The following is a 23573-nucleotide window of genomic DNA, read 5'->3' as shown; positions in this document are numbered from 1 at the left end:
AAAATTAATATGGCAACCAATCTGGCAAAATCGGCAAAAGCAGGCCAACCCAAAGAGCAATTGTATGCCTGGGAAGGCAAGGACAAATTTGGCAAGGTCGTCAGGGGTGAGACACGTGCTGGCGGTGAAGCCATCGTGAATGCCACCTTGCGCAGACAAGGCATCCTTGTTACCAAATTAAAAAAGAAGAGTTATACCTCGGGCAAGGCAATTACTGACAAGGACATCACCTTGTTCACGCGCCAATTGGCTACCATGATGAAGGCAGGTGTACCTCTGTTGCAATCTTTTGATATTGTGTCTAAAGGCCATAGCAACCCCTCAGTGTCCAAGTTATTGCAGGATATCCGTGGTGACGTAGAAACCGGGACCAGCCTGAACGCGGCTTTCCGCAAATTTCCACTGTATTTTGACCCGCTGTTCTGTAATCTGGTGGGTGCAGGTGAGCAAGCTGGTATTCTGGAAGACTTGCTGACCCGTCTGGCCATCTACAAAGAAAAAACCATGGCCATCAAGGCCAAGATCAAGTCAGCACTGACTTATCCTATTGCCATTCTGGGTATCGCTTTCATCGTCACCGCCGTTATCATGATCTGGGTGGTTCCTGCGTTTAAACAGGCGTTCAGCAGCTTTGGCGCAGAGTTACCGGCACCAACACTGATCGTCATGAACATTTCTGACAATTTCGTCAAATACTGGTACATCATCTTTGGTGGCCTGTTTGGCAGTATTTACTTCTTTTTCCAGACATGGCGCCGCTCATTGAAAATGCAGCAAACCATGGATAGATTGCTGTTACAGGCACCGATTTTTGGCGATGTGATAAAAAAAGCAACCATAGCCCGCTGGACGCGCACGCTGGCGACCATGTTTGCGGCGGGTGTACCTTTGGTTGAATCGCTGGATTCTGTTGGTGGCGCTGCCGGTAATGCCGTCTATCTGGATGCGACGATCAAAATCCAGACTGAAGTTAGTACAGGTACCAGCCTGACGGTAGCCATGCAAAATTCCAATGTATTCCCATCCATGGTCACCCAAATGGTGGCGATCGGTGAAGAATCAGGCGCGCTGGATCAAATGCTGGGTAAAGTTGCCGACTTTTATGAAGATGAAGTTGATGAAGCCGTTGCTGCACTATCGAGTCTGATGGAGCCTATCATCATGGTGATTCTCGGTGTGGTCATTGGTGGTCTGGTGGTTGCCATGTACTTGCCTATCTTCAAAATGGGTTCGGTTGCGGGATAATGGAAGTATTACTTTTTGCAATGCCGCATGATTATTTGTCCACAATAGCCTTCGGGCTATTGGGGCTCTTGATCGGCAGCTTTTTGAATGTGGTGATCTACCGTCTGCCAAAAATGTACTTGCGCGAGGTAGATAATTTTGTTGCCGAGCAACGCCAGGAAGAATTGCCACATCAGGATAAATTCAATCTGATGCTGCCAGGGTCTGCCTGCCCGCATTGTGGGCACAAGATTACTGAACTGGAAAATATACCGGTCATCAGCTACCTCGTCATTGGTGGCAAATGCACAGGCTGCAAGGCCAAAATCTCCATACGCTATCCGCTGATAGAGGCACTGACGGCCTTGCTCACTGCGGGCATGATCTGGCACTTCGGTAGTGGCGTAGTCGGCATGGCTGCCGTGGTTTTCGTCTGGCTGCTGATCGCCATGACTTTCATCGACCTTGATCACAAATTGCTGCTGGACGACCTGACGCTGGGTTTGATGTGGCTGGGTTTGCTGCTCAATGCCTACGGCGGCTTTGTCCCCTTGAAAGACGCGGTATTAGGTGCCGTTATCGGATACCTGTCACTGTGGTCCGTCTACTGGATTTATAAGCTGACACGCGGCAAAGAAGGTTTTGGCTATGGTGATTTTAAATTGCTGGCAGCCTTTGGCGCATGGATGGGCTGGAGCATGCTGCCTGTCATTATTTTATTATCAACATTGGTTGGTTCTATCATAGGCATCGCACAAATCGTCTCGAAGAAATTTGGTTGGGAAACTGAGATACCTTTTGGCCCCTATCTGACTGGTGCCGGTTTGATTGCCCTGATCTGGGGCCGGCAAATTGTCGACTTTTATCTGAGTACCTTGTAATGACCGGGGGAGTTTCATCTGGATTTTCACTGGGTCTGACAGGTGGCATAGGCAGTGGTAAAACCACGATTGCCAATATGCTGGGCGAACTGGGCGCAGCGCTCATTGATACCGACCTGATCGCCCATCAGTTGACAGTACCGGGTGGCTTGGCCATCCCCGCCATACGCACACAATTTGGTGACGAATTTATCGCAGCAGATGGTGCCATGGACAGAGCTGCCATACGACAACTGGTGTTTGCAGATGTTGCGCAAAAACTCAAGCTGGAAGCCATACTGCATCCATTGATACGCACGGAAACCGAGCGCGCGGCGGCAGCAGCCAAGGGCGATTACCGCATTTTTGTCGTCCCCCTGCTGGTTGAGTCTGGCAACTGGAAGAAACGAGTAGACCGTATTCTGGTAGTCGATTGTGATGAAGAGACGCAGATCAGGCGCGTCATGTCACGCAATCAGTTAAGCAGGGAGCAGGTAGTAGCGATCATGCGTAACCAGGCCACAAGACAGGACAGACTGGCTGCAGCAGATGATGTCATCGTCAATGACGGTGACCTGAAAAATATACGGGAAGAAGTTTTACGTCTGCACAGGCAGTATCTGATTTTTGCAGGGAGCAACAAGTGAAGATGCGCAGCGCATGCAACATTTCCCTACAAAAAAATATAATGGAAATCTGCACGCGGTGTTTGTAATTTCACACAGTATGGTTCAGAATCATGTGCAGCTTTGATTGGCACCAAATTTTGACAGGGAAACTATTTTGATTGTTTACGAATACCCTTTTAACGAGCGTATTCGCACGTTATTGCGGCTGGAAGACTTATACGAAAAATTCACGTTTTTCTTACATCAGTCTGACCCCATGCAGCATCACGTTGCCCTTGCCACCATTTTCGAAATGTTGGAAGTCGCTGGTCGTGCCGACCTCAAATCCGATCTCTTGCAAGAACTCGAAAGACAAAGACATACGCTCATCAGTTTCAAATCCAATCCCAATGTGCAGGCAGACATGCTGGACAAAGTGTTGGATGACGTAGACCGCGCCAGTAGCGGCCTGGTTGGCAGCACAGGAAAAACCGGCCAGAACGTGCGTGACAATGAATGGCTGATGAGCATACGCGGCCGCACCATCATCCCTGGCGGGGCCTGCGAATTTGACTTGCCCAGCTACCATGCCTGGCAAAAAAATCCGGCAGAAAAGCGCTTTGCCGACATCAGCGCCTGGTTTGCCCCTATCGCCCCGCTGTTTGATGCCATTAATGTGGTCTTGCGCCTGCTACGTGAATCTGGCGCCACATCGAAAGTCATTGCCCAGGCTGGCAGCTATCAGCAGATGCTGCAAGGCAAGGTTTATCAGCTATTGCGTGTCAATGTCCTGCAAGAACTTGGGGCCATACCCGAAATTTCTGCCAATAAATATATGTTGTGGATACGTTTTATGTCCCAGGATGGCGACATGAAGCCCAAGGCCTACGAAAACGATATCCCGTTTGACCTGACTCTCTGTAATTTCTGAACATGGCTACTTTTGTTGATTGTCCCACCTGCAAAACCAAGGTGGAATGGAAAGAAGCGAACCGCTGGCGTCCTTTTTGCTCTGAACGCTGCAAGCAAATTGATCTGGGTGCCTGGGCTGAAGAGAAATACACAATACCTGCAGTCAACTTACCTGAAGACCCGGAAGAACTGGCTGAATAAGCCACGTCACTGACTTAGAACGTGTTTACGATCTGTAGCGGGCGTGCGTCAGCGGGGTCAGCGTAATATAAAACGCAGCGCAAAAAGCGAAATGTACTTTAGTACATGAGCCTTTTGAGCAGCGCATGAGCCCCCGCATGAACTCCGGTTGCGCTCGCGCTCAAGATCGTCAACATGTTTTTAGCGTTTTTGCGGGATACCGTATTTACGCAGCTTAGTGGCGATCATTGAGTGCGAAGTCGCCAGGCGTGTCGCCAGCTTGCGGCTGGATGGATATTGCGGATACAGGTTTTCCAGCAAACTGCGTTCAAAGGCGTTCACTGACAACTCCCAGCTCTCGGTGGCATCGCTCTTCACCACTTCTGCCGTAATACTGCCTTCGGCCCAATCGAGGTCTGCCGCTTCCAGCACGCGCTGGTCTGACATGGTAATTGCACGGAACACCACATTCTGCAATTGCCTGACATTGCCAGGCCAGTGGTTGGATACCAGGGCTGCACAGGCCGATGAATTCAAACGACATACCGGTTTTTGCGCCTGGGTACACGCACGTTCTATGAAATGCCTGGCTAACGGCAAAATATCGTCAGGACGTTCGCGCAGCGCTGGCATTTCCAGGTGCAAGACATTCAGGCGGTAAAACAGGTCTTCACGGAAACTGCCTTCCTGCACCATCTTGCGCAAGTTCCTGTGAGTGGCGCTGATGATGCGCACATTCACCTTGACCTCTTTATCACTGCCTATGCGGCGGAACTTGCCGTCATTCAGGAAGCGCAGGAGTTTGGCCTGCAGGTACAGCGACATCTCGCCTATCTCATCGAGAAAGACCGTACCACCGTCAGCCATTTCAAACAGGCCAGGCTTGCCGCCGCGCTGGGCACCGGTGAAGGCGCCGGACATATAGCCAAATAATTCGCTCTCGGCAAGGCTTTCTGGCAAGGCTGCGCAATTCAGTTCCAGGAAAGCCGCACTACTGCGGCCGCTGACACCGTGGCAAGCCTGAGCCAGCAATTCCTTGCCGGTACCGGTTTCGCCTGTGATCAGCAAAGGCGCATCGACCACGGCCACGCGCGCTGCCTTGGTTTTCAGGCTGCGTATCTGTTCTGATTCACCGATGATGAAATGAAAGCCGCTACCTTCTGAGTGTTGCAAGGCATGCAGACGGCCGCCTATGCGGGTAGGAGCGTGGAAGGTCAGCACCGCACCTACCGAGCGACCATGGGTAATATCAAGACCCTGAGGCTCTGATACCGGCGTCACATCCATGAAATAAGGCTCACCATTCAGGCTGACTTCACGACTGGGCAGGCGGAAACCGCAGTTGACCAATTCTTCCTGTATGCCAGCATCATCGAGCACCTGGTTCAGGCTGCGCTGGCACAGACTGGTTTCACTCATGCGGGTTGCCGTGGCAGCAGCAACATTGGCAATCACGATATGCCCGCTGGCATCAATCGCCAGCACCGGATCCTCCATGACGGCCATCATGGTATCGAGATTGAGACGACGACGTATGCCGGGCAAGACATCCAGCACCTTGATTTCACCCACCCCACGTACAGACTGGCAGTCAGCCTGTAATGAGGGGAGCATGAATTCCAGCAGTTCAGGGCTGTCGATATAGATATTGGGTGGATCAACTTCAACCGCCACCACATTGAGCCCGCGACGCGCCAATACCGCCAGTATTTCGTGGGCAATACCTACTCTGTCCTTGAACTGGATATTGATGCGCATGCGTTGCTTTGTGATGAAACGATGAAAGTCTGATCAAGTATGATTAATACGGTTCTGGGATATAACCACGTGGACGGGCATGCTGGCGACGGAAGGCGCTGTTGGAAGCCAGGCCACGCAAACGGCCCAGGTCAAATTGCTCCAGTTGTTGCAAGACTGCGCGATTGAGCGTCATTTTAACTTGCATCATCAGCAGATCCACGCTTTGCTGGCTGGAAGTGCGGGTATTACGTCTTTCCTGTGGCACTTCTGCCTCGTCTTCCTGGACTGACTTCTCGATTGCCTTGGCGGCAGCGCGTTCTTCAGCATTGACAAAGCTGCGGTAGACATCTGCCAGGGTGATGATGCCATTGCAGTCACGGCAATGCCAGGCGTCTTTTTCCTTGCTGTCACGGCTGACCAGTGCATCCTTACTCAGCACCGCCAGGATAGAACGTATCAAGCGCGGGGTCTTGCCTGTGGCTTGAGCCAGCGTTGTGATATTCGCAGTACGCGGCATCACCATCATGATTTGTGCCAGCAATTCTATGGCGGTAAAAAACCGCGCATTCAGGTTGGCATCAGAAAAAACCTGGGTTGATGACAGTAATTCTTCAATTGGATTCATGCCAACTCCTTGTGTATAAAAATAGGACTGTTGACGCTGCCGTAACGGTCCATGAATAAACCTTCAGTAGAAATAGCCGGGCGTTTGCCAGAAACCACGTCAGCAATAAACTGACCAGAACCGCAAGCCATGGTCCAGCCCAGCGTACCGTGGCCGGTGTTCAGGTACAGGTTACGGTAAGGTGTAGGGCCAATGACAGGCGTGCCGTCCGGCGTCATGGGACGCAGGCCAGTCCAGAATTCGGCTTTGCTGACGTCACCGCCACCAGGGAACAAGTCTGTTACGGAATGTTCCAGGGTGGCGCGACGGTCTGCGCGCAGGTCGAGGTTATAGCCAGTGATTTCGGCGGTACCACCGACACGTATGCGGTCGCCCAGACGGGTAATTGCGACTTTATAGGTCTCATCCATGACCGTCGATTCCGGCGCTTTTTGTGCGTCGGTAATGGGGACGGTAATCGAATAGCCCTTGATAGGGTAAACAGGAATCTTGATGCCCAATTCTTTCAGCAGAATCGGGGAGTAACTGCCCAGGGCCAATACAAAGCAGTCTGCCTTGATCTCACCTTCCGAGGTGATGACAGAAGTGATGGTATCGCCACTCTTGACCAGTCTTTGTATGCTGACACCGTACTTGAACTGGACACCCAGTTCTTGCGCGAATTTGGACAGACTTTGGGTAAATTTGAAGCAATCGCCAGTTTCATCACCTGGCAGGCGCAGGGCACCGACAAATTTATCCTGCACGTTGACCAGTGCAGGCTCCACTTTCAGGCAACCGGCCTTGTCCAGTTTTTCATAAGGTACATCGTAACGTTTCAGGATGGCGATATCGGCCTCTGCACCATCGAGTTGCTGCTGATTGCGGAACAATTGCAGCGTACCCTGGGTACGTTCGTCATAGCTGATGCCGGTATCACTGCGCAATTGTTGCAAGATATCGCGGCTGTATTCAGCCATACGCAACATGCGGCCTTTATTGATTTCATAGCGCTTGCTGGTGCAATTCATCAGCATCTGCGTGACCCAGCGCCACATACTTGGGTCAAAGCTGGGACGTATTGCCAGCGGGCTGTGCTGCATCATCAGCCATTTGATCGCTTTCAGGGGAACACCGGGGCCCGCCCATGGCGCAGAATAACCTGGAGAAACTTCGCCCGCATTGGCATAACTGGTTTCCAGGCCTGCTGCTGGCTGGCGCTCGATGACGGTAACTTCATGGCCTGCTTTGGCAAGATAATACGCTGACGCTGTTCCGATAACACCTGCACCCAATATAACTATTTTCATTTTATTTCTCCCGGCTCACTGCTGGATTGATCTGTTTGTCTGTTGTTCTGAAGTTTTGCTGCACTACAGTTATCTTTAACTGTGCGTCAATAACGAATGAGGTTTAATTGCTATAAGTACGCTCATAGCGGCCTCCCAGACTGGTCAGGATTTCATAGCCTATGGTGTTGGCGCGTGCTGCTACCTGATCTACCGTGTTGTCTGCAGAAATCAGGTCTACCAGTGCGCCGGGTTGCAGATGTTCTGCGGCGACTGCAGTAACATCGAGAGTGATTGTGTCCATCGATACATTACCGACCATGGGTACGGCCTGGCCAGCTATATGGGCAAGGCCACGATTGCTGAGGCTGCGCATCCAGCCATCGGCATAACCGACACCAACGGTGGCTATGCGGGTGGTCTGGCTGCTGCGCCAGGTCGATCCATAACCGACACCAGTGTCAGCCGGGATTTCACGGGTTTGTATAATGCGGCCTTGCAGGTGGGCAACGGCACGCATGGGGTTGGCCTGGCCAGCGACAGGAGCAACACCATACAAGGCAGCGCCAGGACGGGCCATGTCGAAATGAAAGTCTTTCCCCAGGAAGATGCCAGAAGAATTGGCCAGGCTGGCTGGCAAACCCTGGCAAGCCGGGATTTGCGCACGCAAGGCATTAAAGGCTTGCAACTGCTGTTGATTGACTGGGTTAGCCTGGTCTTCGGCACTGACCAGATGGCTCATGATGTATTGCAGGTCTATGCCATCGGCCAAGCTGGCATCGGCCTGCCATTGCCGTACCTCAGCTGCGGACAAGCCCATTCTGGCCATGCCGGTATCAACCTGCACGATAGCGGGCAGGCGGCGCTGTTCTTTTTGCGCCAATGCACGCCAGGCCAGCATTTGTGGCAGGCTGTTCAATACTGGTGTGCAGTTATATTTCAATAATTCCGCCTCATGCCCAACTGGTGAGCCATGCATGACATAGATGGCTGCATCCGCAGGCAAATGTTCACGAATAATGATCGCCTCTTGCAAATGGGCGACAAAGAAATCCCGGCAATCTTCTGCATACAATGCCTGTACGACTTGCACCGCACCCACACCATAAGCGTCCGCCTTGACTGCGGCACCACATTTCGCCGTGCCCAATAAACCGCGCAACAGACGATAGTTATAACGTATTGCCTGTAAGTCAATACGAAGTACTGCACCTGCTATTCCAGCAACTTGCTTCATATTTCACCACTCCATCGCATATAAGGAAACTGCGACTAGTCATAGCAATCGTCGTGCCACAAAATTTTATTGATAAAATTCAAGGACTTAAAAAATTTATTTTGGAATCACCCAAAATTCTGTATTGAATTTAATACAGCCACTACTTTTCCTCTACTTTTAGCACTAGAGAACACCCTCTATTGCGTACTAAAAATTGCACACTGTACTATTTTCAATACACTGTATTGTTTTCAATACATATCAGTAATAAAATAAAGCACAGATAATCTCAGCCCAAAAAGTATCCGACAATAAGTGATACTACGGATTGTTTGTCATAAAAAGACAGTTTGATGACAAGAGACAGGCAGCACTTGATACCAAGTATAGACAGGCGGCAATAAAGTGTAAGGAAGCAGGATTGAAAAAGGGACAGAGCCAACAAGCTAATGTTTGCTCTGATGCTCTTCAGGGTGATGGGAGATAAATGGGATCGCAAACCAGCGCACTGGTTGCAAGATTCAAGCTAATTAAATGAAATTAAGTTATGTGCTCAAGCTGCAGCAACCAGACTGACCTCGTCCTTGCGCAGCAAATCCAGCCATTCCAACAGCGGTATGGTGGCAGGTAATAAAGGCGTGAGCTCTACACTACCCTGCCAGGCAAATGCCTGTCCTTCCAGGCTTTGCGGTTCACCTCGCCATTCACGGCTGATATAGAAATGCAGCCTGACATGGGCATGCGGGTAAATGTGCTCTACGCCGCACCATGGTTCGGCAGTCAACACTTGTATGCCCAGCTCTTCGACAAATTCGCGCTTGAGAGCATCGAGTATGGATTCATCAGGCTCAACCTTGCCGCCTGGGAATTCCCAATACCCCTCATAGGGTTTGCCAGCGGGACGCTGCCCCAGCAAGACATCGCCATTGGCTTTCATCAGGATGCCGACAGCAACATCTACAGGTTTTGCACCCATCTCAGGACTCCGCCAGCTTGCCAGCATAGTCGCGGGCAAATTGCCAGGCTACACGGCCAGAACGCGAACCGCGCTGCAAAGCCCAGCGCAGGGCATCGCCACGCGCCTCTTCTACCTGCGCAGCAGTACACCCCATGCTGCCCAGCCAGTAAGCGACGATATCGAGGTAATCATCCTGTTTGAAAGGATAGAAAGAAACCCAGAGGCCAAAGCGCTCAGACAGGGAGATTTTTTCTTCTACCGTTTCACCCGGATGCAGGTCGCCATCATCGCTATATTTATAGCTGGCATTGTCTGACATTTTCTCTGGCAAGAGATGGCGGCGGTTTGAGGTGGCGTAGATCAGCACATTATCAGACTGGGCAGAAATACTGCCATCGAGTGCCACCTTCAAAGCCTTGTAACCAGCCTCACCTTCTTCAAAGGACAGGTCATCACAAAAGACGATGAAACGCTCGGGGCGCTCGGCGATCAAGTCGACAATGTCCGGCAAGTCAGCCAGGTCAGCTTTATCAACTTCAATGAGTCGCAAACCTTGGTCAGAAAACTGGTTCAAACAAGCCTTGATCAGCGATGACTTACCCGTACCACGGGCACCTGTCAGCAAGACATTATTGGCTGGTTTGCCGTGGACGAATTGCCTGGTGTTTTGTTCTATCTGGGCTTTTTGTGCAGCGACATTGCGCAAGTCATCCAGTGCTATGGTCGAAGCATGACGCACGACCTGCAAATAACCCTGGCCACCTCGTTTGCGCCAACGATAGGCAAAGCCCAGATTCCAGTCAGGTGCTGGTGTGCTGGCTGGCAGAATGTTTTCCAGCCTGCTCAGCAAATGCTCGGCACGCAAGAGAAATTGATCAAGCTGCGTCATTGTCTGTCCAGATCAGGAGCGATAGTCGGCGTTGATGGAGACATAGTCATGCGACAAATCGCATGTCCACACTGTCGCTGCTGCGTCACCACGCGCGAGTTTGACGCGTATGGTGATTTCGCTCTGCTTCATGATGCGCTGGCCATCTTCTTCACGGTACTCAGGATTACGACCACCATTCTTGGCGACCCAGACATCATCCAGGTACAGGTTCAGCTTGCCGACATCCAGGTCATTCACACCGGCATAACCGATGGCTGCCAGGATACGGCCCAAGTTAGGGTCGGAGGCAAAGAAAGCGGTTTTTACCAGTGGAGAATGGGCGATCGAGTAAGCGATCTTGCGGCACTCTTCTACGTCACGGCCTTCTTCCACTGCAATGGTCATGAACTTGGTCGCGCCTTCGCCATCACGGATAATCATGTGGGCGAGTTTTTGCGACAGCGCAGTCACGGCTTCTGCCAATGCGGCATATTCAGGTGTCTCGACATCATTGACTTCAACTTCACCCGCACCTGTAGCGATGAGCATGAAGGAATCATTGGTGGACGTGTCACCATCAATAGTGATGCAATTGAAAGACTTGTCAGCCGCCTGCTTGACCATGTGATCCAGCACATTTTGCGCAACCTTGGCATCAATCGCCAGATAGCCCAGCATGGTCGCCATATTTGGCTTGATCATGCCTGCGCCTTTGCTGATGCCTGTCATGGTCACGGTTTTACCGTTGATTTCCACTGTCGCCGATGCCGCCTTGGGCTGGGTATCGGTAGTCATGATGGCGCTAGCGGCATTAAACCAGTTATCCGCTGTCAGGTTTGCTATAGCTGCTGGCAAACCAGCTACCAGCCTGTCGACCGGCAACTGTTCAAGGATCACGCCAGTAGAAAATGGCAGGATTTGGGAAGCTTCACAACCCAACAGTTCTGCCAGGGCAGCACATGTTGCATTCGCTGCAGCCAGGCCAGCATCGCCGGTACCGGCATTCGCATTGCCAGTGTTCACCACCAGCGCGCGGATAGGGCTGGATGCCATATGCAGGCCTTCCAGATGCGCTTTGCAGACTTGCACAGGTGCCGCGCAAAAGCGGTTGGTCGTAAATACCCCGGAGACGGTTGCCGTAGGGGCCAGTTCCATGACTAGTACGTCTTTGCGGTTGGGCTTGCGTATGCCAGCTTCGGCATAGCCCAGGCGTATGCCAGCTACCGGTTTCAAATCTGCAGCCACAGGGATGGGGGAATTAACGGCCATGGTTTTTCCTTGCGTTGAAATCAAGCCGACATTGTAGGGCATTTTGTTGCACTGCGAAGCATGTTTGCGCTGAGGAAATTTCACGCGCAATAGCCAGGTTCATCACATCAATGTCATAAACTGCGCTCACAGCGTGGGGTCAAAGCCCCATGATCATTTGTGCAATGATATTTTTTTGTATTTCATTTGAACCACCATAGATGGATAGCTTGCGCATGTTCAGGTAATTGATGGCAAGCGGGCTGGCCAGCTCGCTGGTATCCTGACGGTCTCGCAGAGGCAAGGCCTGCTCACCTACTGCCTGCACCAGCAATTCAGTAATTGCCTGTTGTATTTCCGTACCCTTGATCTTTAGTATCGATGCTTCCGGCCCGGGTGCATGACTTTGCTCTTCCGCAGACAAGACCCGCAGATTGGTCATTTCCAGCGCCATCAAGTCTATCTCTACCTGCGCTACGCGTGTAGCAAAAGCAGCATCTTCCATGAGCGGTTTACCATTCTTGAATTCACGCGCGGCCACTCTTTTCAGTCTGGCCAGCTCGCGTTTGGCTATGCCTATGCCCGCAATATTGGTGCGCTCATGTCCCAGCAAAAACTTGGCATAAGTCCAACCCTTGTTTTCTTCACCCACCAAGTTAGCTGCTGGCACTTTGACGTCATCAAACCAGACTTCATTGACTTCATGTGCGCAGTCCATGGTGATGATGGGCCTGACAGTGACGCCGGGGGATTTCATGTCTATGAGCAGGAATGAAATACCGCGCTGGGCCTTGGCTTCGTGGTCTGTACGTACCAGGCAAAATATCCAGTCAGCATAGTGCGCCAGCGTAGTCCAGGTCTTTTGACCATTCACTACATAGTATTCGCCTTCGCTGTCACGCCTGCGTTCAGCCGTGGTCTTGACGGAAGCAAGGTCAGAGCCAGAACCTGGCTCAGAATACCCCTGGCACCACCATTCATCGGCGGACAGTATCTTTGACAAAAATCTCTGCTGTTGCTCGGGTGAACCAAATTCCATAATGACGGGTGCCACCATTTTGATACCAAAAGGTGGCAGGCGAGGCGCACCGGCAGCGGCGCATTCTTCTTCGAATATATAGCGCTGCACAGCAGACCAGCCAGTGCCACCATGAGCAGCAGGCCAGGATGAGGCGCCCCAGCCCTGGGCGTGCAATATTTTTTGCCACTGCTGATAGTCGTTTTTTTCGAGTGCTATTCCATGGTGCACTTTATGGCTGATGGCCTGGGGTAATGAAGTTTGCAGAAAATGACGGACCAGTTGACGAAAACCCAGCTCTGCATCGTTAAAGTTCAAGTCCATAAACCCCCTCAGGTCTGGTCATCACAAGTTGAGATTCCAGAATATAGAATGAATGCTCAAATAAGCACGCCCGTTCACTTTAACTCTGGGCTTTACTTGCGTCAAGTGAGGATATAAGGAATCCTAAAAATGATACTGGAAGACCAAAAACAAAAAAGGCGACCAATGGTCGCCTTTCATTTTTGCTACTTCAAATAATCAAGCCAGTTTGCCATGGCATTGCTTGAACTTCTTGCCACTGCCGCAAGGGCAAGGGTCATTACGGCCTACTTTCAGGGCATAACTGATTTCTGGCTGATCAGTACCAAAGCTTGCATCAGGTGCCAGCATTTCTTCTGGCGTTGCATCTGCATCAAAGTCAGCATGTTGATAATGGACATTTTCTATCTGCGACTGTGCCAGTCTTTCTTCTGCCCCATCAATCTCGTCACGGGATTGTATTTCCACAGTGACCACCTTCCTGACCACTTCATTCTTGATGGCTTCCAGCATCTGACCAAACAGCTCGAAAGCTTCGCGTTTGTATTCCTGTTTAGGATTTTTCTGTGCATAACCGCGCAGATGTATACCCTGACGCAAATGATCCAGCGCCGCCAGATGTTCACGCCAGTGCGTATCTATGCTTTGCAGCATGACACTGCGCTCGAAACCGGCAAAAGACTCTTTACCAACGATGGCGATCTTGGCGTCATACACTTCATTGGCGGCTTTTTGCACACGCTCCAGAATATCTTCATCCGTGATATTGGCATCATCTTTCAGAATTTGCGTCAGCGGCAAATCCAGCGCCCATTCATCGCGCAAGACAGCTTCCAGGCCAGGGATATTCCACTGTTCTTCAACTGATTCTGCCGGTACATATTCACGTACGATGTCTTCAAACATGCCATGACGCAGCGAAGAAATCAGTTCAGCCATGTCCTGCGCTTCCAGCAATTCATTACGCTGCTGGTAAATCACTTTACGCTGGTCATTGGCGACGTCATCGTATTCCAGCAATTGCTTGCGGATATCAAAGTTACGTGCCTCAACCTTGCGCTGTGCCGATTCTATGGAGCGTGAAACGATGCCTGCTTCGATAGGTTCGCCTTCAGGCATTTTCAGCCTGTCCATGATGGCACGGACACGGTCACCAGCAAAAATACGCAACAGAGTATCGTCAAGCGACAGGTAGAAACGGGAAGAACCCGGATCACCCTGACGGCCAGAACGACCACGCAATTGATTATCCACGCGGCGGGATTCATGACGCTCGGTACCAACAATGTGCAAGCCGCCAGCATTGACCACAGTTTCATGCAGGGATTGCCATTCATCGCGCAGTTTTTGCGATTGCGCCTGTTTGTCTGCATCAGACAAATCAGCGTTGGCTTCTATCATTTGCACTTGCTTGGCGACATTACCACCGAGCACGATATCCGTACCACGGCCTGCCATATTGGTAGCAATAGTGATGGCTTTTGGACGACCGGCCTGGGCAATGATTTCCGCTTCACGGGCATGCTGTTTGGCGTTCAGTACATTGTGTGGCAAACCTGCCTTTTCCAGTATGCCAGACAGAAGTTCAGAATTTTCAATCGAGGTCGTACCGACCAGCACTGGCTGACCACGCTCATAGCAATCCTGGATATCAACCAGCATGGCATTGTATTTTTCTTGCGCAGACTTGTAGACCTGGTCTTGCCTGTCCTTGCGCTGGGAAGGACGGTTGGGTGGAATGACCACAGTTTCAAGGCCGTAGATTTCCTGGAATTCATAAGCTTCAGTATCCGCCGTACCTGTCATGCCTGACAGTTTGGAATACATACGGAAATAATTCTGGAAAGTGATCGATGCCAGTGTCTGGTTTTCATTCTGGATGCGCACGCCTTCTTTGGCTTCAACCGCCTGATGCAAACCATCAGACCAGCGACGGCCTGTCATCATACGGCCAGTGAATTCATCAACGATGACGATTTCATCATTTTGCACTACATAGTGCTGGTCCTTGAAATACAGGGCATGCGCACGCAGGGCAGCATACAAATGATGGATCAGGGTGATGTTGGCAGCGTCATACAGGGATGCGCCCTCAGGCAGCAAACCCATTTGAGTGAGTATGTTTTCTGCCTTGTCATGACCTGCTTCAGTCAGCAAGACCTGATGGGCTTTTTCATCCTTGGTGTAATCACCAGGTACCTCAATCTTGCCTTTGCCATCGGGTGTTTCTTCACCGATTTGCAGGGTCAGCAGTTTTGGCACTTCATTGATTTTGTAGTACAGCTCGGTGTGATTTTCAGCCTGACCAGAAATGATCAAAGGCGTACGTGCTTCATCGATAAGAATCGAGTCAACTTCATCGACAACGGCAAAATTCAGGCTGCGCTGCACGCGGTCTTTGGCTTCATAGACCATGTTATCGCGCAGATAATCGAAACCGTATTCGTTATTTGTGCCGTACGTGATATCAGAGCCATAGGCTGCCTGCTTGGCATCATGATCAAGCTGCGACAGATTAATGCCGGTAGTCAGGCCCAGCCAGCCATACAGTTGCCCCATCCATTCAGCATCACGTTGCGCCAGGTAATCATTGACCGTAACAACGTGCACGCCCTTGCCTGACAAGGCATTCAGGTAAATTGGCAGGGTCGCCATCAGGGTTTTACCCTCACCCGTGCCCATTTCAGCAATTTTGCCATAATGCAAAACCATGCCGCCTATCATCTGCACGTCAAAATGGCGCATTTTCAGGACGCGTTTGCTGGCCTCGCGGCAAACTGCAAAGGCTTCCGGGAGGATGGCATCAAGTGACTCTCCGTTCGCAACACGTGCTTTGAACTCGGCAGTCTTGGCTTGCAAAGCCTCGTCCGACAAGGCTTCCAGCTTGGGTTCCAATGCGTTGATCTCACGCACCGTCTTTTGGTATTGCTTCAAAAGCCGCTGATTGCGGCTGCCGAATATCTTGGTCAGGAATGACATGCTATGAACGGAAAGTTAAATTCTTAAAAAAATTGTTGAAATAGTGCTTAATTTGACAACAACATTAGGATAACCTGTGATTTTACCATGTGACACTCAATTAACCAGTAATTGCGCAATTCTCCTGCCAATTCAGCAAGAAAATAGACGATTTGGCAATTACTGGATGAGCATCAGGCAAACAATTCCCAGACATGAGCTTGCAGTTGGTGACTGAATCAGCAATCTCAAGTTATTTTTGATTCAAGGCGGCAAGATTGGCTTGATTAGCCCCTGCAGACAAAAATTTATGTGGATTTTGTGGTACACCTTTGACATGGACTTCAAAGTGCAAATGCGCCCCGGTTGAGCGGCCTGTGGAGCCAATGTCGGCAATGTGCTGGCCGCGCTTCACAATATCACCGAGCTTGACGTGAATTTTGGATGAGTGGGCATAACGGGTCATGATCTCGCCGCCATGATCAATTTCTACCATATTGCCAAATTGTGGATGATATTCGGCCGCCACCACGACGCCACCAGCTGCCGCAACTATGTGGGTACCGGTAGGGCCTGAAAAATCTATGCCTTCATGAAAAGCACTGCGGCCAGAGAAAGGGTCAAGTCGCCAGCCAAAGCCAGATGCATTATAAGCAACGTTTACCGGCTGGATAGTCGGCAAGAGCTTGGATTGCACTTTGAAGCCCATGAGCTTGGTTTCCACCACATTCATATAGTCTGAGCGGTGTTCTATATCTACCGACATGGCTGCCAGTGCCGCCTGGAACTCAGCCAGATTCAATTCCTGAGCAGGTTGTGTCGATACCTCAGGGCCACCGCGACCAGGCAATTCCTTGAAATTGAACTCTTCCGGCTTGACACCAGCCAGCCCCTGTACCCGTTCACCAAGTGCATCGAGGCGTATGAGTTGCGCCTGCATCTCACCCAGTTTGGCCGCCATGGCCGCCAGGTTTTCTTTCATATACTTATCTTTATTGCCAGTATCACCACTCGCTGCAGCCACTGGCACCAGATCGCGCAAAAATGGTAAATCGGCATTGGCCAGCTTCAAGGTCATGGCTGCCATCAGGGCGGCACAGAAAGTAATGACAAGCAAGAATGCAAATAAACCAAAAATGACATGACGTGAAGACAAAGTCACCGACTTTGCCTGGGTAAAACGGGAGTGCATCAAAATGATTTGCATCAATATGCTCCTCTGAAAACGATGGATGACCTATAGCTCCTTGTGAGAGCTGGCCTGTCCTGTTTGTGGTAAGGTATTGCGCATGTCAACATTCTCACGCCCTACCTATCCGATTAACATTAAACGCGGTCGCAAAGTGCCTGGAGCCAGCGAAGCCGGTGACTTTTTGCGCAGTAATGAGAGAATCTCCCAACTGCTACCCACAGTGCAGCGCAATCTGAAGCTGCAAAAAGACTGTGAGTCCATACTGCCGCCGATATTTGCCTCTTGTGAGGTTATGCAAGTAACGGAGGGACAGTTGACGCTTTCCGCGCCGAATGCCGCACTGGCGACCAAATTGAAGCAGCAATGCCCGAAACTGCAAGCATTTTTGCAAGAACGGGGATGGCAGATTAACGCAATCCGGATTAAAGTACAAGTCAGGCGCGTCGTGGAGAAACCTGTTGCCGTAAAGCAAATAGCTTTTTCAGGCAAGGCTTTGCAGGCATTTGGGCAACTGGAACATGCGCTGGAGGATACGCCTCAGAACGCAGATTTGCGGGCGGCACTAAGTCGCTTGATAGAGCGTCACCGCTCTGGCAACTGATTTCAGAATACTTAAGCCGGCACTTTAAGCGAGCGCCCACTCCCTGTCCACTTGGGTGGCATAAGTCGGCGGTGCCGTGCCCAGATCGTCAAAGCTGACGATTTCATACGCATCTGGCTGTGCCAGCAAGGCGCGCAATAATTGATTATTCAAGCCGTGACCAGATTTGTGGGCTGTATAACTGGCAAGGAAAGGATGGCCGATCAGGTATAAATCACCAATCGCATCCAGTATCTTGTGACGGACAAATTCATCATCAAAACGCAGTCCATCTGAATTCAGGATGCGGTATTCGTCCATGACGATGGCGTTTTCCATGGAGCCACCACGTGCCAGGCCTATGCCCCTGAGCATTTCCACATCCTGCATGAAACCGAAAGTGCGCGCCCTGGCAACATCTTGTACAAAAGTGGCGCTGGCAAAATCAACTTCTGCCGTTTGCACCGTGCCATCGACTGCCGGATGATTAAACTCAATAAAGAAATGCAATTTGAAACCATTAAAAGGTTCCAGTCTGGCCCATTTCTCGGATTTACCTGTACCTTCGCGGATTTCTACTGGCTTTAATACACGGATAAATTTCTTGGCCGCGTCTTGTTCCTGCATGCCAGCCTGCTGCAATAAATACACAAAAGATGAAGCAGAGCCATCCATGATGGGAATTTCTTCTGCACTGACATCGATGTAGAGATTATCGATACCCAGACCGGCGCAGGCAGACAGCAAATGCTCAACCGTAGACACCTTGCCATGTTCATTCGACAAGGTCGAAGCCATGCGGGTATCGCCCACAGCCAGCGCCTGGGCCGGCAAGACCACGGGTGGTGTCAGGTCGGTACGTGTAAAGATAATGCCGGTATTTACTGGTGCCGGACGCATGACGAGCTCAACCTTGGTGCCGGAATGCAGGCCGACGCCAACGGTTTTCACTACTTGTTTGATGGTTCTTTGCTTTAACATCGGGCTATTATAGCGTTTCAGGCAATTCCCCATGCAGGAGTGAGGAAAATTAGCCGTTTCACATATTAAAAATGAATACAAAAACAACAATTCAAATTCGTCCCGCAGCGGTCACTGATCTGGATGCCATGTGCGACCTCGCTGATCAGATCAACGCCCAGCATCATGCTGCCGCCCCCAGGATTTTTGTACAAAAACCGAATCGTGAACTTGACCGCCAGTTCTGGCACGGCACATTTGAAAATCCGGTCGGTTGTGCATTGCTGGCCTGCGATGCAGAGCAAGTCCTGGGTTTTATCACCATGAGCTGGCATGAAAATGCGATCATCCCTTTTTTGTACCGGCGTCGCGTCTGCCGCATAGGCACTATCGTGGTTTCTGACTCACATCAGAAGCTAGGCATAGGGAAGTTATTGATGGATGGTGCAAGCAGTTGGGCACGTCAACATGACGCAGTAGAGATCAGGCTGGAAGTATTCGACTTCAACCGCAATGCCATGGATTTTTATGCCGCTCAGGGTTATGGCGTGCAGTCACATATCATGAGCAAGTCGCTGGAATAGCAAATATTTGCAGGATAAAAAATAGCGCTGAAGTTACACTCAGCGCTATTTATTTAATGCGATCAGAAAATCTGATTAGCCCAATTGTGCCAGCAGTGTTTCTGCGTTAGACACTTCAAACTTGCCGCCTTCTTCGATATTCAATTGCTTGACGACACCGTCAACAGCCAGCAGAGAATAACGCTGGGAACGTGTGCCCATGCCGAATTTGCTGAAATCTGCATCCAGGCCCAGCGCCTTGCTAAAATCGGCATTGCCGTCAGCCATCATGCGAACGATGCCTGTGGATTTTTGATCACGGCCCCAAGCACCCATGACGAATGCGTCATTCACAGAGATACACCAGATTTCGTCAACTCCCTTGGCTTTCAAATCTGCTGCCAGTGCAACATAGCCAGGCACATGCTTGGCTGAACAAGTTGGCGTGTACGCGCCAGGCAGACCAAAAATCGCAATGGTTTTGCCTTTGGTCAGGTCTGCAACTTTGAACGTATTTGGGCCGAGTGAGCATCCTTCTGATTCCACTTCAATAAATTCTGCCAGGCTGCCTTCAGGCAGGGTATCGCCAATCTTGATTGTCATTTTATGTACTCCCTAGATAAGTATTCGGATATTCATTGCCTTGCTGTATGCCGCCTCCGCATAAAAAGCAGAAAGTTTGAGCCATATCAACACCGACAGTGAAGGACGCAAGTATGCCTGAGCTAGAATTTTCTTGCAGAAGTTAAAAGTGTGAACATCCAGGCGCTTTAACGTCGACATCGCGTATTGCAAAAAAAACTCACGAGCCCCCTCCCTCTCAAGGGGAAGGAGTCATCAAAGGACATTATCCAAATGCCCCCTTTGAAGAAGAAAGCCATATGACAAATAAAAAACGCCAGCCTCTTCCGAAGCTGGCGCTCTGCTGAAAACCAGATAAATCAGTCAGCCTGTTTGCGCAGGAAAGCTGGGATATCGTAAGTTTCCATGCCATTTTTTTCCAGTGCACGTACTGTTTCTGATGCAGATTCACGACGCCATACAGCAGGTTTGCTCAAGCCATCAAAGCCTGCTGAACCAGTTGCAGCACCAGTGCTGATGGTGGCAGATGTCATGACTGGGCTGGCCATCACTGTTTCATTGTGAGTACCTGTACGCAGCATTGGTGTTTGCACCAGCTGAATGTTTTTCTTGCCACGGCCAAGACCGGTTGCGACTACCGTTACACGGATATCGTCACCCATGTTGTCGTCGTAAGCGATACCCTGGGCAATCGATGCGTCCGGTGCAGCAAAGGCGCGTACTGTCGACATGACTTCCTTGATTTCTTTACCTTTCAGACCACGGCTGGCCGTGACATTCACCAACACGCCGCGGGCACCGGACAAATCAATACCGTCCAGCAGTGGTGATGCAACTGCCTGTTCAGCGGCGATGCGTGCGCGGTCAACGCCTGAAGCCGTTGCCGTACCCATCATGGCCTTGCCTTGTTCGCCCATGATCGTTTTCACGTCATTGAAGTCGACGTTGATATGGCCAGGTACATTGATGATCTCGGCAATACCGGCGACGGCATTGTTCAAGACATCATCTGCATGTTGCAGCCATTCGATCATGCTGTCGTCTTCATAAATCTCTTCGAGTTTTTCGTTGAGAATGATGATCAGTGAATCGACGTGCTGAGACAAGGCTTCCAGACCTTCGTCAGCGATGTCCATGCATTTCTGACCTTCGTAAGAAAATGGCTTGGAAACCACCGCAACTGTCAGTGCACCCAATTCCTTGGCGACTTGTGCAACTACGGGAGCAGCACCGGTACCTGTACCACCGCCCATACCTGCAGCGATAAATACCATGTGCGCGCCGCGCAATGCGTCCTCAATGCGGGCACGGGAATCTTCCGCCAGCTTGCGGCCGACTTCCGGTTTCATGCCTGCGCCCAGACCAGTCTCGCCGATCTGTATCACGTTGTTTGCTTTAGACTGCAACAGTGCTTGCGCATCTGTGTTTGCTGCTATGAACTCAACGCCGGACACGCCTTTGTTGATCATGTGCTGAACCGCATTGCCGCCTGCGCCACCTACGCCGACAACCTTGATTACGGTGCCTTGTGTGGCGTTATCAACCATATCGAACTCCATCATGACTCCTCCAGGTAGGCAGTTATCAGTCGCTAGGCATCACCGGGGTGTGACGACTAGCGACTAATAACTGTATATCGAACTATTATAAAATGACTACACTAATTTAGATACAAAATACAAGCTAAAAATTCCCTAAAAACCACTCTTTCATGCGTTGCCAGACCGCTTTGGCTGAACCTTCTTGCCTAGTGACCAGATGACCGCGCAAATACTGCTTCTTCGCTTCCAACAACAACCCCAAAACTGTGGCATAACGCAGGCTGCGCACGACATCTGCCAACTGCCCACTGTAAGCCGGCATACCTAATCTGGTCGGCTTCAAAAAGATGTCTTCTGCCATCTCGACCATACCTGGCATGGCAGCAGAACCACCTGTCAAAACGATGCCGGACGACAGCACATCTTCATAGCCGGATTCGCGCACCACCTGGTGCACCAGCGCAAACAATTCTTCCACCCGCGGCTCTATCACTGCCGCCAAAGCCTGACGCGACAAGGAGCGCGGGCCACGATCGCCCAGACCAGGTACTTCCAGCGTATCTGAAGGATCAGCCAGTACCTGCTTGGCGACACCAAAACGCACCTTGATTTCTTCTGCTTCTGATGTCGGCGTGCGCAAAGCCATCGCGATATCATTGGTGATCTGATCACCAGCAATCGGTATCACTGCGGTATGGCGTATCGCACCTTCACTGAATACCGCTACGTCAGTCGTGCCACCACCGATATCAATCAACACCACGCCCAGCTCTTTTTCATCCTTGGTCAGCACTGCTTCAGCTGATGCCATCGGTTGCAAGATCAGGTCAGATACTTCAAGACCGCAACGGCGTACGCATTTGACGATGTTCTGCACCGCAGAAACGGCACCGGTAACGATATGCACTTTGACTTCAAGACGTATGCCACTCATGCCTATCGGTTCGCGCACATCGTCCTGGCTATCGACGATAAATTCTTGTGGCAAGGTATGCAGCAATTGCTGGTCAGTCGGAATATTGACTGCCTTGGCAGTTTCTATCACGCGCGAAACGTCGGCCGCGGTGACTTCTTTATCCTTGATCGCCACCATGCCGCTGGAATTAAAGCTGCGTATATGGCTGCCAGCGATACCGGTATACACATTGCGTATCTTGCAGTCAGCCATCAACTCGGCTTCTTCCAAAGCGCGCTGTATGGATTCGACGGTCGCCTCGATATTGACGACGACACCTTTTTTCAGGCCCTTGGATTCATGCTGGCCCAAGCCTATGACTTCATGCCTGCCGTCAGGCATGACTTCTGCCACGACCGCCACAATTTTTGAGGTGCCGATATCGAGACCAACGATCAGATTTTTAGCGTCTTTTGTCATGTCTTTCCACTTGCTTTTGTTTGCTTTTTTGATCCGAGATTGCTATGGCTCGATTTGAGCGCAAGGCCATTCGGATAACGCATGTCCACACTTTCAATACTGTCCTGCAAACTGGCCAGCAGTTGCGGGTAAACTGTCATCAACTTATCCACCCTGTTCTTGAGCGTTGTTGCATCCTGCACCCTGCCCAATTGCACCTGCATGCCATTATTCAATTTCAGACTCCAGGCATAACGACTGGAATAATTTACTGAGTCTGGTGCCAGATTAATTTTGGCAAACCAGTTCTTAAATTCCACATATTGCGCCAGCACTTCTTTTTCACTACCCTCTGGTCCACTCAGGGCGACCAGATCTGCATCATCTTCAGCCTCAGCCAGGTTGGCAGTAAACACATCGCCTTTGGCAGAAATCAATTGACCATTTTCACCCCAGGTGCCCAGTGCCACATGCTCTTCCAAAGTGACGATAAGCTTGTTGGGCCATTCTCTTTGTACACTTGCCTTGCGTACCCAAGGCACGGTTTCAAATGCAGACCGCACCGCATCCAGATTCGCCGTAAAAAAATTACCCCTGATCTTGGGCAAAGCCGTGTTCCTGATCGTGAGTGGATTGACGTGCCGCAAACCCGCACTATCGCTTGTACTACTGGCCTCCACCCGGATCACCCGCAAAGTAAAAAACGGTCTTTGTATTACCCACCACACACCAGACAACACCAGGATGAACAGCACCAGCCCAAACAGGGCATTCGCGGTATTGTTCATCAGCTTGCTGTCATGCCACAT

22 protein-coding genes are annotated in these 23573 nt (G+C 50.8%); 7 read left to right on the top strand and 15 right to left on the bottom strand.

The window, feature by feature from the left end:
* Positions 1 to 9 precede the first annotated feature (9 nt).
* The 5 genes from AC3WQT_RS08430 to AC3WQT_RS08410 all read left to right on the top strand — a co-directional run bounded on the left by AC3WQT_RS08430 (position 10) and on the right by AC3WQT_RS08410 (position 3805).
* A complete protein-coding gene (locus AC3WQT_RS08430) occupies positions 10 to 1245 on the top strand; it encodes a type II secretion system F family protein (RefSeq protein ID WP_492703435.1) in 1236 nt (411 codons plus the stop codon).
* A complete protein-coding gene (locus AC3WQT_RS08425; RefSeq protein ID WP_492703434.1) occupies positions 1245 to 2105 on the top strand; it encodes a prepilin peptidase in 861 nt (286 codons plus the stop codon). The genes AC3WQT_RS08430 and AC3WQT_RS08425 overlap by 1 nt, the downstream gene beginning before the upstream one ends.
* Positions 2105 to 2731, top strand: coding sequence for a dephospho-CoA kinase (coaE, locus tag AC3WQT_RS08420; RefSeq protein ID WP_492703433.1), 627 nt, complete (start codon positions 2105 to 2107; stop codon positions 2729 to 2731). Before AC3WQT_RS08425 ends, coaE begins: the two co-directional genes overlap by 1 nt.
* Before the next feature lie 136 nt (positions 2732 to 2867).
* The gene (zapD, locus tag AC3WQT_RS08415; RefSeq protein ID WP_492703644.1) at positions 2868 to 3623 is read left to right on the top strand and encodes a cell division protein ZapD; all 756 of its coding nucleotides are present in this window, start codon (positions 2868 to 2870) and stop codon (positions 3621 to 3623) included.
* Between the two features lie 2 nt (positions 3624 to 3625).
* A complete protein-coding gene (locus AC3WQT_RS08410; RefSeq protein WP_162039882.1) occupies positions 3626 to 3805 on the top strand; it encodes a DNA gyrase inhibitor YacG in 180 nt (59 codons plus the stop codon).
* Between the two features lie 180 nt (positions 3806 to 3985).
* On the opposite strand, the gene AC3WQT_RS08405 is transcribed toward AC3WQT_RS08410, so the two are convergent.
* The 10 genes from AC3WQT_RS08405 to AC3WQT_RS08360 form a co-directional block, all read right to left on the bottom strand.
* Positions 3986 to 5542 (bottom strand): sigma-54-dependent transcriptional regulator, encoded by a 1557-nt coding sequence (locus AC3WQT_RS08405; RefSeq protein WP_492703432.1) that lies wholly within the window; start codon positions 5540 to 5542, stop codon positions 3986 to 3988.
* A 43-nt stretch (positions 5543 to 5585) separates the two neighbouring features.
* Positions 5586 to 6149 carry a hypothetical protein gene (locus AC3WQT_RS08400; RefSeq protein ID WP_492703431.1) on the bottom strand — a complete coding sequence of 188 codons (564 nt, stop codon included), beginning with the start codon at positions 6147 to 6149 and terminating at the stop codon, positions 5586 to 5588.
* Positions 6146 to 7438 carry a D-amino acid dehydrogenase gene (locus AC3WQT_RS08395; protein WP_492703430.1) on the bottom strand — a complete coding sequence of 431 codons (1293 nt, stop codon included), beginning with the start codon at positions 7436 to 7438 and terminating at the stop codon, positions 6146 to 6148. Before AC3WQT_RS08395 ends, AC3WQT_RS08400 begins: the two co-directional genes overlap by 4 nt.
* A 103-nt stretch (positions 7439 to 7541) precedes the next feature.
* Positions 7542 to 8654 carry an alanine racemase gene (gene alr / locus AC3WQT_RS08390; protein WP_492703429.1) on the bottom strand — a complete coding sequence of 371 codons (1113 nt, stop codon included), beginning with the start codon at positions 8652 to 8654 and terminating at the stop codon, positions 7542 to 7544.
* 535 nt (positions 8655 to 9189) lie between these two features.
* Positions 9190 to 9612, bottom strand: a complete 423-nt coding sequence (locus tag AC3WQT_RS08385; RefSeq protein ID WP_492703428.1) for an NUDIX domain-containing protein — start codon at positions 9610 to 9612, stop codon at positions 9190 to 9192.
* A 1-nt stretch (position 9613) separates the two neighbouring features.
* Positions 9614 to 10483 carry an ATP-binding protein gene (locus AC3WQT_RS08380; protein WP_110255253.1) on the bottom strand — a complete coding sequence of 290 codons (870 nt, stop codon included), beginning with the start codon at positions 10481 to 10483 and terminating at the stop codon, positions 9614 to 9616.
* Between the two features lie 12 nt (positions 10484 to 10495).
* The gene (gene argJ, locus AC3WQT_RS08375; protein ID WP_492703427.1) at positions 10496 to 11734 is read right to left on the bottom strand and encodes a bifunctional glutamate N-acetyltransferase/amino-acid acetyltransferase ArgJ; all 1239 of its coding nucleotides are present in this window, start codon (positions 11732 to 11734) and stop codon (positions 10496 to 10498) included.
* Between the two features lie 139 nt (positions 11735 to 11873).
* A complete protein-coding gene (locus tag AC3WQT_RS08370; RefSeq protein WP_492703426.1) occupies positions 11874 to 13055 on the bottom strand; it encodes an acyl-CoA dehydrogenase family protein in 1182 nt (393 codons plus the stop codon).
* A gap of 198 nt (positions 13056 to 13253) precedes the next feature.
* The gene (gene secA, locus AC3WQT_RS08365) at positions 13254 to 16013 is read right to left on the bottom strand and encodes a preprotein translocase subunit SecA (protein ID WP_492703425.1); all 2760 of its coding nucleotides are present in this window, start codon (positions 16011 to 16013) and stop codon (positions 13254 to 13256) included.
* Between the two features lie 232 nt (positions 16014 to 16245).
* Positions 16246 to 17199, bottom strand: a complete 954-nt coding sequence (locus AC3WQT_RS08360; RefSeq protein WP_492703424.1) for a M23 family metallopeptidase — start codon at positions 17197 to 17199, stop codon at positions 16246 to 16248.
* Between the two features lie 82 nt (positions 17200 to 17281).
* On the opposite strand from AC3WQT_RS08360, the gene AC3WQT_RS08355 reads away from it, so the two are divergent.
* Entirely contained in the window at positions 17282 to 17785 is a 504-nt protein-coding gene (locus tag AC3WQT_RS08355) for a DciA family protein (RefSeq protein WP_492703423.1), read from the top strand.
* A 24-nt stretch (positions 17786 to 17809) separates the two neighbouring features.
* Here the strand turns inward: AC3WQT_RS08355 and lpxC are convergent, their stop codons facing one another.
* Positions 17810 to 18745 (bottom strand): UDP-3-O-acyl-N-acetylglucosamine deacetylase, encoded by a 936-nt coding sequence (gene lpxC, locus AC3WQT_RS08350; RefSeq protein ID WP_492703422.1) that lies wholly within the window; start codon positions 18743 to 18745, stop codon positions 17810 to 17812.
* 71 nt (positions 18746 to 18816) lie between these two features.
* On the opposite strand from lpxC, the gene AC3WQT_RS08345 reads away from it, so the two are divergent.
* A complete protein-coding gene (locus AC3WQT_RS08345) occupies positions 18817 to 19308 on the top strand; it encodes a GNAT family N-acetyltransferase (protein ID WP_492703421.1) in 492 nt (163 codons plus the stop codon).
* A 75-nt stretch (positions 19309 to 19383) separates the two neighbouring features.
* Here AC3WQT_RS08345 and AC3WQT_RS08340 read toward each other — a convergent pair whose 3' ends face one another.
* The 4 genes from AC3WQT_RS08340 to AC3WQT_RS08325 form a co-directional block, all read right to left on the bottom strand.
* Positions 19384 to 19890 (bottom strand): peroxiredoxin, encoded by a 507-nt coding sequence (locus AC3WQT_RS08340; protein ID WP_110255260.1) that lies wholly within the window; start codon positions 19888 to 19890, stop codon positions 19384 to 19386.
* A gap of 338 nt (positions 19891 to 20228) precedes the next feature.
* On the bottom strand, positions 20229 to 21428 hold the full coding sequence (gene ftsZ / locus AC3WQT_RS08335; RefSeq protein ID WP_162039868.1) for a cell division protein FtsZ: 1200 nt from the start codon (positions 21426 to 21428) through the stop codon (positions 20229 to 20231).
* A 124-nt stretch (positions 21429 to 21552) separates the two neighbouring features.
* Positions 21553 to 22785 (bottom strand): cell division protein FtsA, encoded by a 1233-nt coding sequence (gene ftsA / locus AC3WQT_RS08330; RefSeq protein ID WP_110255262.1) that lies wholly within the window; start codon positions 22783 to 22785, stop codon positions 21553 to 21555.
* Positions 22782 to 23573: a cell division protein FtsQ/DivIB gene (locus tag AC3WQT_RS08325; RefSeq protein ID WP_492703420.1), complete on the bottom strand. Its 792-nt coding sequence runs from the start codon at positions 23571 to 23573 to the stop codon at positions 22782 to 22784. Before AC3WQT_RS08325 ends, ftsA begins: the two co-directional genes overlap by 4 nt.

It is taken from the genome of Undibacterium sp. FW305-107 (assembly GCF_058788535.1).
This window is presented reverse-complemented; position numbering and strand designations above follow the sequence as displayed.